This window comes from Microcystis sp. T1-4 (assembly GCF_000297435.1).
Taxonomy (GTDB): Bacteria; Cyanobacteriota; Cyanobacteriia; order Cyanobacteriales; family Microcystaceae; genus Microcystis.
In genome coordinates, this window is the sequence record NZ_CAIP01000184.1 from 1 (window position 1) to 18,524 (window position 18,524).

12 protein-coding genes are annotated in these 18,524 nt (G+C 42.6%); 5 read left to right on the forward strand and 7 right to left on the reverse strand.

Features of this window, described 5'->3' with window-relative positions:
* The 7 genes from MICAI_RS11365 to MICAI_RS11400 form a co-directional block, all read right to left on the reverse strand.
* Nucleotides 1–369 (reverse strand): DUF5615 family PIN-like protein (locus tag MICAI_RS11365; RefSeq protein WP_039900021.1); only part of this gene is annotated, 369 nt, incomplete at its 3' end.
* Nucleotides 366–740, reverse strand: a complete 375-nt coding sequence (locus tag MICAI_RS11370; protein ID WP_008201827.1) for a DUF433 domain-containing protein — start codon at nucleotides 738–740, stop codon at nucleotides 366–368. The genes MICAI_RS11365 and MICAI_RS11370, both read right to left, overlap by 4 nt.
* Nucleotides 741–1,036: 296 nt before the next feature.
* The gene (locus tag MICAI_RS11380; protein WP_039900023.1) at nucleotides 1,037–1,540 is read right to left on the reverse strand and encodes a hypothetical protein; all 504 of its coding nucleotides are present in this window, start codon (nucleotides 1,538–1,540) and stop codon (nucleotides 1,037–1,039) included.
* A gap of 427 nt (nucleotides 1,541–1,967) precedes the next feature.
* A complete protein-coding gene (locus MICAI_RS11385) occupies nucleotides 1,968–2,432 on the reverse strand; it encodes a DUF29 domain-containing protein (RefSeq protein ID WP_008201831.1) in 465 nt (154 codons plus the stop codon).
* Between the two features lie 16 nt (nucleotides 2,433–2,448).
* Nucleotides 2,449–2,907 carry a DUF29 domain-containing protein gene (locus MICAI_RS11390; protein WP_008201832.1) on the reverse strand — a complete coding sequence of 153 codons (459 nt, stop codon included), beginning with the start codon at nucleotides 2,905–2,907 and terminating at the stop codon, nucleotides 2,449–2,451.
* Between the two features lie 43 nt (nucleotides 2,908–2,950).
* Entirely contained in the window at nucleotides 2,951–3,934 is a 984-nt protein-coding gene (msrP, locus tag MICAI_RS11395) for a protein-methionine-sulfoxide reductase catalytic subunit MsrP (protein ID WP_008201833.1), read from the reverse strand.
* A gap of 85 nt (nucleotides 3,935–4,019) precedes the next feature.
* Entirely contained in the window at nucleotides 4,020–5,405 is a 1,386-nt protein-coding gene (locus tag MICAI_RS11400) for a cytochrome P450 (protein ID WP_039900028.1), read from the reverse strand.
* A gap of 382 nt (nucleotides 5,406–5,787) precedes the next feature.
* Here MICAI_RS11400 and MICAI_RS11405 point away from each other — a divergent pair, with 382 nt between their 5' ends.
* The 5 genes from MICAI_RS11405 (at nucleotide 5,788) to MICAI_RS11425 (ending at nucleotide 18,453) form a co-directional block, all read left to right on the forward strand.
* Nucleotides 5,788–6,543 (forward strand): TVP38/TMEM64 family protein, encoded by a 756-nt coding sequence (locus MICAI_RS11405; RefSeq protein ID WP_008201837.1) that lies wholly within the window; start codon nucleotides 5,788–5,790, stop codon nucleotides 6,541–6,543.
* Nucleotides 6,544–6,729: 186 nt separating this feature from the next.
* Nucleotides 6,730–8,277 (forward strand): mercuric reductase, encoded by a 1,548-nt coding sequence (locus MICAI_RS11410; protein WP_008201840.1) that lies wholly within the window; start codon nucleotides 6,730–6,732, stop codon nucleotides 8,275–8,277.
* 599 nt (nucleotides 8,278–8,876) lie between these two features.
* Nucleotides 8,877–10,211 carry an AAA-like domain-containing protein gene (locus MICAI_RS11415; RefSeq protein ID WP_039900026.1) on the forward strand — a complete coding sequence of 445 codons (1,335 nt, stop codon included), beginning with the start codon at nucleotides 8,877–8,879 and terminating at the stop codon, nucleotides 10,209–10,211.
* A 260-nt stretch (nucleotides 10,212–10,471) separates the two neighbouring features.
* Nucleotides 10,472–12,304: a carotenoid oxygenase family protein gene (locus tag MICAI_RS11420; protein WP_008201844.1), complete on the forward strand. Its 1,833-nt coding sequence runs from the start codon at nucleotides 10,472–10,474 to the stop codon at nucleotides 12,302–12,304.
* Nucleotides 12,301–18,453 (forward strand): AAA family ATPase, encoded by a 6,153-nt coding sequence (locus tag MICAI_RS11425; RefSeq protein WP_008201845.1) that lies wholly within the window; start codon nucleotides 12,301–12,303, stop codon nucleotides 18,451–18,453. The genes MICAI_RS11420 and MICAI_RS11425 overlap by 4 nt, the downstream gene beginning before the upstream one ends.
* Nucleotides 18,454–18,524 lie beyond the last annotated feature (71 nt).

Consider the following 18,524-nt stretch of genomic DNA (forward strand, 5'->3'; position numbering starts at 1 on the left):
TTGATAATCTTCAATATCAACTACAATATCAACCAAACGGTTAACGCAACGATCTCGATAATCTGGCTCGGCAAGTAGTCGCTCAATATTACCGATTGTCACGACGGGTAATGATGTGGGGGTATTTTCCTCCCGCATCACTTGCTCCAGGGAATCTTTGCCTTTCATACTTCGGTTAGCGGTGATCAGGATCATCTGATTGGCTTGGGCATACCGCCAAACAACGCGATCATCGCTCGTGACAGCTAACCCAACTTCTTCAAACAGAATAAAACGAATCGAGATCAAGTCAAGCCAACCACTCGCAGCAAGGCCTCCGGCGAGGACAACAGAATGCCCTCGTAAGTTATGATCAACTAGAAAATTCATGCCCGTGATGCCAACTTGGCTTTTTCCGCTTGAAGTTTTGCTCGAATGGCTTCTGTGCCTGGTTTTGGCGGCTTAGCAGCAATACGGGCAACTCGCTCACGATTTTGCTCTTCATAATATTGTCGGAGTTCTTCAGCTTCTTTGAGAACTTGCTGGTACTCAGCTTCCACATCCGCACGATGAGCCTCAATATAAGCCAGGGCAGTGTTAATTTGCTCTTCCGTCAGATCAAATAATCCCTGAATGAACTTAGGTGGATATTGAGCAGTCACATAATCCATCACATCATAGAGGGTGATGCGGGTTCCTGCGATTGTCAGTCCTCGCTCTGTACGAATGATAGCGGTTTGTTTATTTGATGCGAGCGTCATAGCCAAAGCCCCCTAAGGACTGCGTTCACTAACTCGTATTTTATCAAAAATATAAAGTTGCCGCAGAAAAATGCCTGAAAGACATCCCCTACACATCCATTCTCAGTCATCAGATAAACCGTCACCCGTATTATCTTTAATATCACGTCCAAAAGCGTGTTAGCCAGATTAGCCCACACCACACTTAAACCCACAGCTTCAATCAATGGGCATGGTGCGTTCCCCAAAAATCGATCGCTGGAGAAGTAGAAGTTGCATTAGGGAACGCATTCTAGGGCGATGGCTTTTCCTATTCTCTAAGCGCGATTGTATTTTATAAAGTTCACTACAGATAATGTTAATGTCAGCAAAGCAAATACGAACCAGAAAACCGCACTAGGGCTAAATTGAGCTAAATTGATTAGCTCTCCCCTCACTGCTGGAGAAAGAGCAATAACTGAACAAGTAATCACTTCCGCGTTGTATGGACGTAATATAACAAAGGGACGTAGCGTTCCCTGTTTCCTGAGCTTTTGAACGTATTTTTCCCATCCAAACCCACTATCGTCTTTGCACACCTCGCTAACGATAAAAGAAGCAATCTTGCGTATATTAAACCGCTTCTCTGTGAAATAGCAGAGGCTAATCAAAGACAAGAAACTTACAAGCCACTCCAAAGATTCCGAGTACAAAAAACCTACTGCTGTCACCAAATAACCCATCATTAATAGGCAAATATTATCAGCCTGAAGGACCTCTGCTCTCAGGGCTGTATATTCAGCCCTTCTATCTTCTATCTTTGTCGTTTTATCTGGTTCCATCACGTTTAGAAACTAATGTCAATGAGCCTATATCAATTTTACAAAATATTGCCTGTGTAGCACGGTGATGCAGAAAACCTTCACGCACAAGAGCCTCTAGATCTGCGGCATAACTACATATTATAGGTCAACTTTCCGTATAACACTCTTGAAAGTAACAATATGTGGAAACTTTCCGTATATCACTCCATTTAGGCGCGATTGCCAGAACTTTTCCCCATATCACCCCCAAAAGCGTGTTAGCCAGATTAGCATCTTGCCAAAAACCTTGTTTAACTAAATTCCTGACAATTAGTCCTATTCTAGCGATGATTCCTCTGTCTGACCGCACCCCTTGACAGAAACTTACAATTATTCGACCTTTAGCGATCGCTATCGGGAGATAGTTGTTTTTTGTTAGAGCAGTATGGAGCAGTCTAACTGATGGCTATATTTCCAGATTATCGCCCGCAGGAAACCAATCTTCATCGAGAATTTGTTCAAGGGAACCAAGGGGAATAGCGGGGAAAGTATCGAGGGGTAATTGAGAGCGGTCACTGGCATTTTTTCGGGCTGAAAGATAACATTCATCAAAAATTTCCAAAAGATAAGGTTTCAGACTAGGACTATCTTTAAGTTCATCTAATATATCGAGACGAAAAGTTCTAATCTCTCCCTTGCAGTGACCTTCGTTTCTCTCTCTTTCTGCCGCCCAATATTTGAGCTTAAGTAAATGTTCTAATAATCGGGTTAACAGACTTTTAATTGTGCGCTTTTCACTCCTTCCCATACTTGCTAATTCCTCCAGTAAATTCTCTAAATCTACCCGCTCAAACTGTCTGGCTTGCAGTTGATTAATAGTAGTTCTAATCCAGAGATAAAAGTCTTGTTCATACAGGGTTTTATTGTCCATAATTGACCTCTAGATATTACTCATGGTTATTAGTGGGAAACCAATCTTCATCGAGAATTTGTTCAAGGGAACCAATGGGAATAGGGGGGAAAGTATCAAGAGGTAATTGAGTTCTAACTTGAGCCTCTTTTCTAGCAAATTGATAGCATTCCTCAAAAATTTCCAGAATATAGGGTTTTAAACTAGGGCTATCTTTAATTTCTTCGATTATTTGTCTGCGAAAGTTGAGAATTTCTCCCTTCCAGTGACCCTCATTTCTAGATTTTTCTCCTGTCCAGTAGGTTAGTTTCAGCAAATGTACCAGCAATTGAATCAAAAGATTTTCGATTTTGCGTTTTTCACTCCTTCCCATACTTGCTAACTCCTCCAGTAAATTATCTAAATCTACCCGCTCAAACTGTCTGGCTTGCAGTTGATTAATAGTAGTTCTAATCCAGAGATAAAAGTCTTGTTCGTACAGAGTTTTATTGTCCATAGATACTTAGTTAAACTGAATAAAACGGGGATAATCATCAAAATTAACTATACAAACTAGCCACATATTCACCGTAGCCATTATAGGGCAGAGTTTCGATAATTTCCCAAGATAAATCACTTCTACTGCCGATAAATTTCTCCGTTGCTTGCGACCAACGGGGATGGGGTTTACTGGGGTTAACATTAGCCTCAAAATCGTATTCATGAGCGTCAATTGTGTTCCAGTAGGTGGCGGGTTGTTTGGCGGTAAATTCAATTTTTACTATCGATTTTGCGCCTTTAAAACCGTATTTCCAAGGAATAACCATTCGCAAGGGTGCGCCGTGTTGTTTGGGTAAATCATGCCCGAAAATTCCCACAGCAAAGAAAGCTAATTCGTTGGCCATTTCTTCAATTCTTAAACCTTCTGTATAGGGCCAGGGTAAGGCTCCTAAATGTAATCCTGGCCCCTTGGTAATTTCGGGATCATAAAAGGAGGTAAAACGGACGAATTTAGCTTCCGGTTTTGGTTCCACTGCTGCGATTAAAGCACTCATGGGAAAACCCAGCCAAGGTAACACCATTGACCAAGCTTCCACACAACGAAAACGATAGATTCTTTCTTCGAGAGGGAAGGTTTTTTTAATAGTATCTATATCGTAGGTCTGGGGATTTTTTACCAATCCTCCCACTTCTACCGTCCAGGGATTCGTCGGTAATTTCTGCGCTTTTAACCAGATATTTTTCCCCCCTCCGAACTCATAAAAATTGTTATATCTCCCCGCTACAGTTTCGGCAACTATGGGGCGATTTACCGTTAAAAAATTCGGATTCTTGCTGAACCCTGCAATTTTAGGTAATTGCAAACTTTTTTCTAAAGCTTCCGAGGAGGAGGATTTACCACAAGCGGTTAATAATAGGGAACTACCCGCAATTCCTGACCCGATTAACCCCTGTAAAAAGCGACGACGGTTAAAATAAACACTTTCGGAAGTAACTTCATTTTCGGAAATTTGCCAAGATTTAGCTAAACGAATTAAGACCATAATTATCCCCAATTTTATTGACAAAAAAGCAGAGTTATGATATATGATACCACAACTCTGATTGTACAATAGTTTGTCAGTTTTTTTAAGAAATTTCGGCGAGCATGGGGGCAGTCACCAGAGGTTCCCGTCGTCCTTTTAAGACCATAGGAACTCCTCGCGAGGGAGCAAGGGTGACACCGCGGCGACTGGGTTTTTCGGGGGTATTATTAACTAGAGTTAACTGATAATTAGCCAAAATTGTGGCGATAGCGATTTTCATCTCGTAGATGGCTAAAACTTCCCCGATACAACGACGCGCTCCACCACCAAAAGGCATATATTCGTAGGGGGTGAATTGTTTTTCTAAAAAGCGTTCTGGTTTAAAAGTATGGGAATCGGGGAAAGTTTGCTCCCGGTGGTGAGCTAGATAAATACAACCCATAAGAATTGTCCCTTTTTCTAAAGGATAACCATCTAGTTCTACCGGTTCTTGCACTACTCGCGGAAAAGTTAACATTCCCACGGGATGAATGCGTAAAGTTTCCGAACAAACCGCCGAAAGATAGGGTAATCGAGTTATGTCAATGGGGTTAGGATTATCTCCTAAAGTGGCTATTTCTTGCAGAATTTTTGCTTTAATTTCTGGATAGCGATGAGTCCAGTATAGCACCCAAGACATAGCGGTGGCTGTGGTTTCATGACCAGCGAATAATAAGGTCATTAATTCATCGCGCAATTCCTTATCGCTCATCGGGTTGCCTTCTTCATCCTGGGCCGACATCAGTAGTGATAAAACATCGGTACGATTGGGGTTAGGATTAGCTTTTCTTTCGGCAATTTCTGTATAGATAATATCATCAATTTTTTCTTGGAAACGCTGGTATTTTCCCCAGGGACTCCAAGCACCAAAATCAGCCCGCAAAATTGGGAAAAATAACAAAGAAGCCATCACTGGAGAGTTAAAAATATCGAGCATTTCAGCCAGAATTTTTTTCAGGGTTTGATAACGTTCCCCTTGACTAATTCCAAAAACTGCCTCCATAATTACTTGTAAAGCAATCGCTGTGGTCGCTGAACGGGCTTTAAAAGGTTGATTTTCGGGCAATTCTGCCATTACTCTCAGGGTAATATCGCGGATTAAATCGCCGTAGAAACGCATTCTTTCCCCGTGAAAAGGTGGCAATAAAAGCTGACGACGTTTTTTATGGATGTCCCCGTCTAACATGACGACGGAATAATCACCAATAATCGGGGCAATAATCCGATTGGCTTCCCCCGGGGCCGAGAATTGTTTACGGTCATTAGTTAAAATTTGTTGTAGGGCCGAAGGACTACTGACAAAGATAAAATTATCTACAGTTAAACCCACTTTTGTGCTAAAAATATCGCCATGCTTGCGGGCGGCATTTTCCATAAAAGCTACGGGATTAATGATCCATTGTGCCATTTGCAGGAAGGTAGGGGCTTTGACCTTGGGGAGGATTTTCATAGATTGATTGCTATATCCAATGCTAATTATTTCTAATTGTGACATTTTTTCCCCAGAGACGGCAAGGTGTAATAGGCTGCCCGCGCATTTGAATTGCTTATTGAGATTAGGCAAGAGGCAAGAGGCAAAAGTAAAGGGATTAGGGGAGATTCAGCTAATCTAAGGATAGGCGGTTAAAATGCGTCCTAGCTTATCAGGTAAACAGCAAAAATTATCGGGCTGTTGCTTGTCTTATCTTCTCGGAGAGAGGGGGATTTTCTGGGAATTTTCAGGATTGGCTTTCTGGTCTAAACAATGATAATCGGGGTAGAATAGCCCCAGTTCTATTTAATTCGCTTCTATAGTTCAATCTCTCTTTTTTCATGCCTTATAGGGACTTTTTATGATTATTTCCAAGTTTTTGCCCTTAGGAAAAACTGTGATTATCAGGCATTTACTGTCAATAACTACATTTAGCCTTGTTTTTTTCCTGACTACTCCCCCCGCTTTTGCCCTCGAATCCAGTCCCTCCACAGGTTTTAATCCTCAAACTATTCTTTTCGATGCCTTAACTTGGGTGGATAGTTTGGGAGCCGTAGGAGCGATCGCGTTTATAATTATCTATATTCTAGCTACTGTGGCCTTTTTTCCAGGTTCAATCCTGACTTTAGGGGCTGGTGTGGTTTTTGGCCTGGTTTTAGGCTCTTTTTACGTCTTTATCGGGGCAACTATCGGCGCTACTGCCGCTTTTCTGGTGGGACGTTATCTGGCTAGGGGTTGGGTGGCGGAAAAAATTCAAGGTAATAGTAAATTTCAAGCTATCGATGAAGCTGTGGGGAGAGAAGGCTTAAAAATAGTGCTTTTAACCCGTTTATCTCCCGTATTTCCCTTTAATCTGCTCAATTATGCCTATGGTGTCACCGGGGTTTCCCTGAAAGATTATCTACTAGGTTCCGCGGGCATGATTCCGGGGACGATAATGTATGTTTATATTGGCTCTTTAGCGGGCAATCTTGCCACTATCGGGACCTCGGCACCAGCCACTAACCCAGTTTTACAATGGACTATTCGCCTGAGCGGTTTTATCGCTACCGTTGCTGTCACCCTCTACGTCACAAAAATTGCCCGTCAGGCCCTGACATCAGTTATCAGTGAATAGTAATCATTTATCAGTCAGGGGTTGGGAAAGTGGGGGAATGGGGAAGTGGGGAAGTGGGGAAATTGAACTAAAACCCCAAAACCCAAAACCCCAAAACCTAAAACCTATCTCCCGACTCCTGACTCCTATCTCCTGACTCCCCAAAACGAAAACTTCGTATCTCACCATTAAGATAACTACTTTATTATGTTTCAAAATAGCTCTAGGGAAGTTAATGTTCTCCCAGTGGACGAACATAATCAAAAATTAGTTAATTATGTTCATCCTGCCGATTGGGTCAATCCACAACCCCAAGATTGTTATGATTTAGTCGTCATCGGTGCGGGTACTGCGGGTTTAGTTGTAGCAGCGGGGGCGGCGGGTTTAGATATAGGTTTAAAAGTGGCTTTAGTGGAAAAACATCTCATGGGGGGAGATTGCCTCAATTTCGGTTGTGTTCCTTCTAAATGTCTGATTCGTTCCTCTAGAATTATCGGGGAAATTGAGAAAGCCAAAAAATTAGGAATTGATATTGGGGATACTAGGGTAGATTTTGCCAGAGTCATGACCAGAATGCGGCAAATTCGCGCCGATATTAGTCATCATGATTCGGTGCAACGTTTCCAAAAACTAGGTATCGATGTCTTCTTGGGTAGCGCTCGTTTTTTAGGACAAAATGCCGTGGAAGTGGCAGGAAAAACCCTCGCTTATAAAAAAGCCGTCATTGCCACTGGTACTAGGGCCCTTCATCCTGATATCCCCGGACTAAAAGAGGCGGGATTTTATACCAATGAAACAATTTTTTCCCTAACAAAATTACCTCCCCGATTAGCTGTTATCGGTGGCGGGCCGATTGGTTGTGAATTAGCCCAAGCTTTTCAACGCTTAGGCACGCAGGTGATTTTATTTCATAACCACTCCCATCTTTTGAATAAAGAAGACGCAGAAGCAGCCGAAATTATTGAGAATACTTTGCTGCGGGAAGAAATGCAGTTAATTCTCTGCTGCCAAATTGAACGGGTGAGAAAAAATGAGCGGGGTAAAACCATTGAATATACAAGCAACGGTCAAGGAGCAACTATCACCGTTGACGAGATTTTAGTCGCTGCCGGCCGGGGGCCTAATCTGTCAGGATTAAATTTAGAAGCGGTGGCCGTGGAATACGATACTCGTCGGGGAGTCAAAGTTAATGATTATCTGCAAACTACTAACCCGAAAATTTATGCGGCCGGTGATATCTGTATGGATTGGAAATTTACCCATGCCGCCGATGCGGCCGCCCGTATTGTGATTAAAAATACCCTCTTTTCTCCCTTCGGTTTCGGACGCTATAAGCTCAGTAATTTAGTTATGCCTTGGGTCACTTACACTGACCCAGAAATCGCTCGTGTCGGCATGGATGAAACCCAGGCACAGGCCCGGGGATTGGTCACTAATACTATTAAAATTCCTTTGAGTATAGTCGATCGAGCTATCACTGATGGGGAAACAGCAGGTTTTTTAAAAATTATTCACAAACAAGGTTCCGACCAAATTTTAGGAGCCACTATCGTCGCCACCCACGCCGGTGAGATGATTTCCGAAATTACCACCGCTATGGTTGCTAAAATCGGACTGAGTAAACTCTCTACTGTTATTCATCCCTATCCCACCCAAGCGGAAGCGATTAAAAAGGCCGCCGATGCCTATCGTCGAACTCTCCTGACTCCTAATAGTAAAAAACTCTTGGAATTGTTGACTAAATTATCCCGTTAAAATCAGTTATCAGTTATCAGTTAAGCTAAGACGCATTTAAAGTGCTTATTCTTAAGATTAGGTAGGTTGCGTAGGACAAACCGAAGAACCATAATTCATAATTCATACTTTGTGCTTTTTGTCAAAAAAACTTTTTTTTTGCAATAAAACTACACAAAAAAAAGATCATCGTTGTGGGTGAAATTGACTGATTTACCCGTCTTAATTCGGATTACCCTGTAGGTGTGGCCAGGGTTTCAACCATTGCTGCCCAAAAAAGCATAAAATAACCCACTATGAAATTCTATCAAATCGCTGTAACCATTGTAAAATCGTTATTAAATAAAAATCTTTCTCAATTAATTCTTAAGAATTTATAAATATTGCGAAATGTTAATTTAAATATTCTCAAGCTTTTGGGGCTAATAGATAATTTTTGCTTATACTTGTCGAAAAATAGAACTCCTGCAAAATCCAACATCTACCATTGGGTTAGAAGTCAGTTATCAGTTATCAGTTATCAGTTATCAGTTATCAGTTCACTGAGAAAACTCCCCACACCCCACACCCCACACCCTACACCCCACACCCTACACCCCACACCCTACACCCCAATTCTTATGAGAGATTCCATGTCGGGCCATCTAAGAGTACAACAACACTGCCTCAATCAAGTCAAATTAGCCGTGAGAAAGCAGGGCTTTAGCAGTCAACGCTCCTTAGCTAAAGAAGCTGAATTTAGTCTGTCTATTGTCAGTAACTTCCTGACTGGTAAACCGGTAGAACAAGCCACTTTTGAACAAATTTGTCGTCGATTATGCCTCGACTGGCAAGAAATAGCCGCCCTGAATTTTCAGCTAAAAACACCCCCTGAAGACAAAATTCCGGTTAATTCGGCAGCCAAGAGCGAAAAATTGGACACATTACCCCCCTATCCCAATGGAGCAGTTCCCCTTGGTTCCCCATTTTATTTAGAACGTCTTCCCCTCGAAGAACAGATAAGGCAGGAAATCAAGAAACCGGGGGCTTTAGTGCGGATAAAAGCTCCCAAAGAAATGGGCAAAACTTCCCTACTTTTGAGAATGCTCGATTTTGCCAAACAGCAAGGCTACCGCACGGTGAGTTTGAACTTAGAACAGGTGGACCAGACGATTTTGGCTGATTTAAACCAGTTTTTGCGCTGGTTGTGTGCCAATGCCGCCCGTCAACTACAGTTAAAACCGCAATTAGATGAGTATTGGGATGAGGATTTAGGCAGCAAGATTAGCTGTACGGTTTACATTCAAGACTATCTCCTGGAATCGATTACCGCCCCCATTGTCCTGGCTCTTGATGAACTTAATCAGATTTTTGAACATCCCCAGGTGGCCAAGGATTTTTTACCGCTGCTGCGTTCTTGGTACGAAGAAGCCAAAACCCTACCTATTTGGCAAAAACTCCGTCTTATCGTCGTCCATTCCACGGAAATTTATGTTCCCCTGCAGCTCAATCAATCCCCCTTTAACGTGGGATTCCCCGCACAGTTAAGTCATTTTAGTCTGGAGGAGGTATTACAATTAGCCCAACGTTATCAACTCACCTGGGAAAATCAGGAAAAAGTCAAACAATTGACGGAGCTAGTGGGAGGACATCCGGCTTTGGTACAAACTGCCCTCTACTATCTCAGTCGGGAGGAAATAACCATGACGCAAATATTAACCAGTGCCACCTCCGTCACGGGGATTTATGCCCATCACCTGCGGCGCCATTGGGCAGTATTAGAACAACAGCCTGAACTAGCAAAAGCCCTCGATCGGGTGATGAGCGCGGTGGAACCCGTACAATTAGACCCAATTCTCGCTTACAAACTCAGCAGTATGGGGCTACTCAAACAATCGGGAGATAAAGTAGTACCAGGCTATGAATTGTATCGACGCTATTTTTTAGAGGTGAAATCCTCTATCATTTATCAGTAAACAGTAATCAGTAATCAGTGAAAGGCAGGGTGTGGGGTGTGGGGAAGTGGGGGGAGTGGGAATTATGAATTATGAATTATGAATTGGGGAGGTGGGAAAGTGGGGAAATTGAACTAAAACCCCAAAACCCCAAAACCCCAACACCTAAAACCTATCTCCTGTCTCCTGCCTCCTAAATACTGGCTCCCGACTCCTATCTCCTGACGACCGACGACCGGCTCCTAACCCCACCAACAAACTTTTTGCCGCAAACCCTACTTATGAATATGTCAATCAAAGATACTGTCCAAAATACTGTCAACGTTAGCAATTTTAGTCGCTCGCAACTCGGTCAACCGGATGAGAACAATTTACATAAAGCAGTTGCCACAATTACTGAGGGACATTGGCCGGAAAATCTGTCGGGATACGTTTTTATCGTCTGTCCTTTCCATAGAAAAAATGACCGTCATTTGTTCTCTGGCGAAGGTGTAATTATTAAATGGGACTTGCAAGGGAAAAATAATCAAGTTAACGTTTACAGTAAAAAACTAAAAACTTGGGATAGTTTTTGGCGAAAAGTTTTACCGATATTTAATATTAGTCAAGCCACTTTTCCGGCCGTGATCAGCATTTTAGGTTCTTCGGAAATAGCGAATACTGCTATGGTTAAACTAGAAAAAGTTGCCGAAGATAAACAACTAGAAGAAACCAGATTAATCCTCACCGCCGATGCTGGACGTTACTGGGAAGTGGATCCCGTTTCCCTGGATACCATCACTCCGATTGGTTATTTTGACCAACATATTGTTTCCGTGCCTTTGTCTTTTTTCCCAGTCCTAGAAAATACCGCTCACCCCTTCTACGACAAAAAGACCCAAGAATTTATCACCTGTGAATTAAAGCTAAAACTTATATCGGGAGGTATGTTAAAAGATTTAGATAAATCGGTGTATATTGTGCTTTGGGATCAAGAAAAAAAACTTAAACCCTGGAAACTACAGGGAACTATCCTCGATGGTAGCCCCCATTCGGTCATCGTCACCGAAGATTATATCATGATTCCCGATATGCCCTTTCAGATGGGAGTAGCCAAACTATTAGGTATCAGAATCAGACCCGAAGAAACCTATCCGAAAACTCAAATTTATCTGGTTAAACGTCAAGACCTCAAGGAAGAAGAAACCACCGTTCCCTCGCGATTAATTACCTTCAATGGCGACAGTTATCACTTCCTTTGTAGTTACCATAGTACCAACGGTCAAATTCAGATTGTGGCCATCCAAAATGCCACTATTAGTTTAACCGAAGCGATCGAAAAAGACGATATCCAACATTTTACCGGTCAGAGTTATCCCCCCGAATACCACGGCATCCCCTGGATGTTTTCCTTTGACGTCGGAGTGCTACGCAAAGTGGTTATCGAAGATGCCAGGGTGATGAGCGAACAAGCTTTCATCCATCCGGGTTGGTTCTGTACCGGTCTCTACACCGCCGACCCGCGGGAATCGGAACAGGGATACAGTGCCGTTTATCAAATTTATCTCGGTTATGTGCGTGAATTAATCTGTCGTCGTCAGTATATGGATTGTCGCGACCAAAGCAATCGCATCCTCAGGGATGCCGAACTTCCCTGTCATGACTTGCCCTCGGTATTAGCCAAGGTTCCCTTCGATAAAGATTGGAATCAGTTAACTGAACAGATTAGGCAAGAAAAAAATGCCAGTGATACTCATGTATCACATTTAGGTCGGGAACTACTGGATTTTTATGTTTGTCCTGATGGCTATATTTTAGATAGCATTCAGTTTATTCCCCAAGAACGGGCCTATCTATTGACGACGGTTTTAACCCCGACCAAAGTATTAGAAGCTTGGTTATTTAACCCTGACAATCTCAAGGACGGACCGATTGCTAAACTGAGCTTACCGGAAGATGTTCATTTTGGTTTGACCTTGCATTCCGAGTATTTCGAGCAGGTGGTCCCTTCTCCCCGTCCTTCCGTCTCACAGGTAAATCGATTTCTGTCAGCCTTGCGAAGTCTTGTCTTGGTTCCCGTAGAATTTTTCTTGGGGAGACCCGCAGCCGTTTACAATCGCCAAGTAAAAAAATGATTGTTCTCAAAGGATACGACATTCTTGCCCAGGTTTACGAAAGCGTTAACTCAGAAGTCTATCGGGCGATTCGCACCGTCGATAATCAACCCGTTATCCTCAAAATCCTCAAGCAAGAATATCCCACCACCCAAGAACTAACCCACTACAAACAGGAGTATAAAACCATCTGCGGCCTGAACTTCCAGGGGGCGATTAAAGCCTATGGTTTAGAAACCTACCGCAGAACTCCCGTGATTATTTTGGAAGATTTCGGCGGTATATCCTTAAAAAAATGGCTAGGGGGCAAACCCCTGGCCTTAAGGGACTTTTTAAGCCTTGCACTCCGAATAGTGGCTAATTTAGAGAAAATTCACAACGCCAAGGTTATTCACAAAGATATTAATCCTGCCAATATAGTTATTAACCCCGAAACCGGACAGATTAAAATCATCGATTTTGGTATTGCCACCGTCCTGCAGCGGGAAAATCCGGGGCTAAAAAATCCCAACGTCCTGGAGGGGACTTTAGCCTATATTTCTCCCGAACAAACCGGACGGATGAATCGCAGTCTCGATTACCGCAGCGATTTTTATTCTTTGGGCGTTAGCTTCTACGAACTTCTCACCGGACAATTACCTTTTCGGGCTAACGATGCTTTGGAATTAGTTCACTGTCATCTGGCAAAGCAACCCTTGCAGGTTAATAGTCTCGTCAAGGAGGAAATTCCCCCGGTGGTGGAGGCAATCATCAGGAAACTGATGGCTAAAACCCCAGAGGAACGATACCAAAGTGCCTACGGTATTCGGGCAGATTTAGAAGAATGTTTAAGACAACTAGAAAAAACGGGTAAAATTGAGGATTTTGTCATCGCTAGGCAAGATCTAGCCAATCAGTTCCAAATTCCCCAAAAACTCTACGGTAGGGAGGCAGAAATCGCCACTCTTCTCGCCGCTTTTCAACGGGTAGCCACCGCGGATAAAAACTCCTCTCACACCGAACTGATGCTAGTTACCGGTTATTCTGGCATGGGTAAAACCACCCTGGTTAAGGAAATTTATCAGCCAATTACTGAAAAACGCGGCTTTTTTATCTCCGGTAAATTTGACCAATTTCAGCGCGATACTCCCTATGCTGCCGTGGTTAGTGCTTTGACTAATCTCGTCAAGCAACTTTTGGGGGAAAGTCAGCCACAACTGGAACTATGGCGACAAAAACTCCTCAAGTCTTTGGGGACGAATGCACGGGTGATTATTGATGTGATTCCCGAACTAGAATTAATTATCAGCCCGCAACCAGAGGTGTTACAATTAGGAGCGATCGCTACTCAAAATCGCTTTAATTTAGTCTTTAAAAATTTTATTCGGGTCTTTTGTTCCCCGGAACATCCCCTGGTCATCTTTCTCGATGATTTGCAATGGGCAGACTTGGCTAGTCTCCAGTTAATAGAATTAATTATGCTCGATGGCGATATGGACTATTTATTTTTAATTGGCTCCTATCGCAGTAACGAAATTAATTCCACCCATCCCCTAACCACTACTCTCGATAAATTAGAGCAGGGGGGCATAATTATCAATCAAGTTATTTTAAAACCTCTGGGTCTTGAACAGGTCAATCATTTAATTGCTGACACCTTAAATCATTCTCTTGATTATGTGCAATCTTTGTCCGCTTTAGTCTGGCAAAAAACCCACGGGAATCCTTTTTTTGTCAATGAATTTCTCAAAACTATCTACTGGGAAAATTTGCTGTTTTTCCAACCGGGGCAGGAAACAACCACTAAAACCGACAATAATAGGGGCTATTGGCAATGGCATCTCGGTCAAATTCAAAGGATTGGCAGTACCGATAATCTGATTCAATTTATGATGGGCAAAATGCAGAAATTGCCCCCCGAAACTCAGGAAATTTTAAGTTTAGCAGCTTGTCTTGGCTCAGAATTTAATCTAAATATTCTAGCAGTAATATCTGAAAAATCACCTCTAAAACTTTTACCAATTTTAACTTCTAGTAGCGAAGCTGGTTTAATTATTCCCCTCTCAGAATTAGATGAACAATTACTGATTCAAGAATATAAATTTGCTCATGATCGCATTCAGCAAGGAGCTTACGCTCTCATCGAAGACAGCCAAAAATCTTTAATTCATTTAAAAATTGGTCGCCTACTTTGGCATCATAATGCCACCAACGAATTATCGGAAAAGATTTTTAAAATAGTCGATCATTTCAATCTTGGTTATCAACTAATTAGCGAGGAAAAAGAACGAGATTCAGTGGCTAACTTGAATTTACTAGCAGCTCAAAAAGCCAAAGCCGCCAATGCCCAAACTGGAGCCTTAAAATATATTAAAATCGCTCAAAAACTTCTCAAAAAATCAAGCTGGAAAAATAACTATCAACTGACTTTAAATATTTATTCTGAAGCCACAGAAATCGCCTATTTAAGTGGGGATTTTGAGCAGATGCATCGCTGGGCTAATCTCGTACTAAAACAGGCAAAAACCACCCTAGATAAAGTAAAAGTTTATGAAGTAATCATCGAAGCTTATCACGCCCAAAATCAAGAACTAAAAGCGGTACAAATTGGCTTATCTGTCCTCAAAAGCTTAGATTTCGAGATTCCTGAATCCTTACAATCATCAGATATCCAGGAAGAAATGAATAAAACTCGGCAAAAATTAGCGGGTAAAAATATCGAAGATTTAAGTAATTTACCGCCGATAAGTGAGCAAGAAAAATTAGCAATAATGAAGATAGCGGCTGCTATATTTTCTCCTGTTTTTATTGCCGCCCCTCATATCTTACCCATCCTAGTATCAAAACAGATTAACTTATCAATTCAGTACGGCAACAGTTATCTAGCGGCCTTTACTTATGTTAATTATGGCTTAATTCTTTGTGGTCTTTTAGAAGATTGGGAAACGGGTTATCAATTTGGAAAATTGGCTTTAAACATTGCTGATAAATTTCATGCCAAAGCCCTGATGCCGAAAATAATTGCCGTCTTTTCCACCACTATTAGTATCTGGAAAGAACCGATTAAAAATTCCCTGTCTTTGTTAAAATCTTCCTATCAAACTGGTTTAGAAATGGGGGATCTCTACTACGGAACAACCTGCGCCTATCTTTACTGTTTTCATTCCGCCTTTATCGGACAGGAATTAACCGAATTAGCCCAAGAAATAGCTAACTATGATCTGGCTTTTGTTAAACTCAAACAAGAAAACACCCGCAACTATCTAAAAATCTACGGACAAACAGTTTTAAATCTGCTGGGGCGCTCGGAAAATCCCAGTCGTTTACAAGGACAATACTATCAAGAGACTGTTATGTTACCGTACCATCTAGAGGCTAATGATCTCTATGGTCTCTGTGCTTTATTTGTCAACAAATTATACCTTTGTTATCTATTTGGACAGTACGAACAAGCCACTGAAAATGCTAACCAAGCTCAAAAATATCTAGGGGGAGCCACCGCCACTTTCTTGATTTCTCTGCATAATTTCTATGATTCCCTCGCCCATTTAGCTATTTATAATCATCTGGATAATGACCAAAAACAACAGGTCTTAGAACGAGTGACGAATAATCAGAAAAAGCTGCGGGAATGGGCTAATCAAGCACCCCAGAACTATCTCCATAAATTTTATTTAGTGCAAGCGGAAAAGGATCGGGTGCAGCAATCCTACCTAGAAGCCATAGAAAACTACGATCTAGCCATCGCTAAAGCCAAGGAAAATGAATACATTAATGAAGAAGCACTAGCTAAAGAACTAGCGGCGAAATTCTATCTCGATTGGGGTAAAGTAAAAATTGGCAAAACTTACATCAATGAAGCTGCTTATCTCTATTCTCTTTGGGGAGCAACCGCTAAAGTCAAAGATATAGAAAGCCGCTATTCTCAGTTAATGGTCAATAATTATGGTGCCAATTCCCTGACCGAAACCACGAGAACTACCACCAGAAAAAATTCAGTTAGTCATGCGGGAGAACTGTTAGATTTAGCCACGATTATGAAGGCATCCCAAGCCATTTCTAGCGAGATAGTTTTAGATCAATTACTCGCCACCCTAATGAAAATTCTCATCGAAAATGCCGGGGCGCAGCTGGGCTATCTTATCCTAGAAAGCGGCGGACAACTATTGATCGAAGCCTCCGGTTCGGTGCAGGAAGATGGGGTGACAGTCTTTAAATCTAATGCCATCGAAGAACATCTTCCCGTCTCAATTATTAACTATGTAGCCCGAAGCGGTCAAACCGTGCTTAATAACGATGCCGCCCATCAGGGCAATTTTAGCAACGATCCCTATATTAAAACCCATCAAACCAAATCGCTACTCTGTTCCCCCCTCCTCGACCAAGGACAACTGCGGGGAATTGTCTATCTAGAAAATAATCTCACCGTTGGGGCCTTTACCCAAGAAAGATTGGAAGTGCTGCAACTGCTCTCCAGCCAAGCAGCGATCGCAATTACTAACGCCAAACTCTACGCCGAAATCAAAGCCAAACAGAGACAACTAGCGCAATTTTTGGAAGCCATGCCGGTGGGGGTATTTGTCCTCGATGCTGGCAGTCAACCCTATTATGCCAATCAAACCGCCCAGGAGATTTTAGGAAAAGAGATAGTTAATATCACCACGGCTAATCAGTTGGGGAAAACCTATCAGTTATATCAAGCTGGAACCGAGCGATTGTATCCCACAGAATACCATCCGATTGTCCGAGCTTTAAGGGGGGAAAAAAACACGGTGGATGATATAGAAGTTCACCAAGGAGAGAAGATTATCCCCCTAGAAGTGTATGCCACGCCCGTTTTTAACGAAAAAGGCGAAATTATCTATGCTATCGCCGCTTTTACCGATATTACCGAACGAAAACAGGCGGAAGCGGAACGGATTCGCTTTACCCAAGAATTAGCCGAGTATAGCCGCACCCTAGAACAGAAAGTGCAGGAACGCACCCTGGAACTCAGCCAAACCCTAGAAATTCTCAAGGCCACCCAAGCAGAATTACTGTTTGAAAATCAACTGCTCAGAACTACCGAAGAATCTAGCACCTTTGACTACCAAGTGGGGGGCAGTTTACCCATGGATGCCCCCACCTACGTGGTTCGCGCCGCCGACCGTTATCTCTATAAAGCCCTCAAACGCGGCGATTTTTGCTATGTTCTCAATCCCCGTCAAATGGGTAAGTCTAGTTTAATGGTACGCATGATCGATCACCTCCAACACGAGGGTATCTGTTGCGCTCCCATTGATTTAACCCGTATCGGCAGTGAAAATGTCACTCCCGACCAATGGTACAAGGGGATAGCCTTCGAGTTAGGACGACGTTTTGGCCTGCTCAAAAGGGTCAATCTCAAAGCTTGGTGGCAAGAACGGGAAGATGTCTCGGCAGTGCAGCGCTTGGGGGAATTTATCGAAGAAGTGTTATTGCTGGAAGTGGGGATAGTAGAAGGTTCTCCCCCGAAACCAATTGCGATTTTTATCGATGAAATTGATAGCGTTTTGGGCTTAAATTTTGCGGTTAATGACTTTTTTGCCCTGATTCGTTCCTGCTATAACCAGCGTGGTTTTAACCCGCTCTATCGGCGTTTGACCTTCGCTTTCTTCGGTGTTGTCACCCCCTCCGATTTAATTACTGACCACCAAATCACTCCTTTTAATATCGGTCATTCCATTCAATTGGAGGGTTTTAAGGAACACGAAGCCCAGCCTTTACTGCGGGGATTGGCCGAGAAATTTAGTAACCCACAAACTGTCTTAAAAGAAGTCTTTGCCTGGACAAACGGTCAACCTTTTCTGACCCAAAAACTCTGTCAGTTAATTCGCACCGCCACCTCGCCGATTCCCCCCAATGGTGAAGCCCCCTGGATTGAGGACTTGGTACAAAAGAAGATCATTGACAATTGGGAGGCTCAGGATGAACCGGAACATCTGCGGACTATTCGCGATCGGCTTCTCAACAGTCACCGCTCCCAGTTGCTCCTAAGACTCTATGAACGGATTTTAAGGGAAAAAGAGGTAATTTCCGAGGATAGCCCCCCAGAAAAAGAGTTACTTTTATCGGGGTTAGTGATCAAAGACCAGGGCTGGCTGCGGGTCCATAATCCCATTTATCAAGGGATTTTTAACCTCCATTGGCTGGCCCGGGCAAAATCAACCTAATACTCAATCCTGTTTAAAAGGTATAGGATAGTGGGAAGTTAAAGTTAAAGTTGGATTGGGAGTTAATCGGG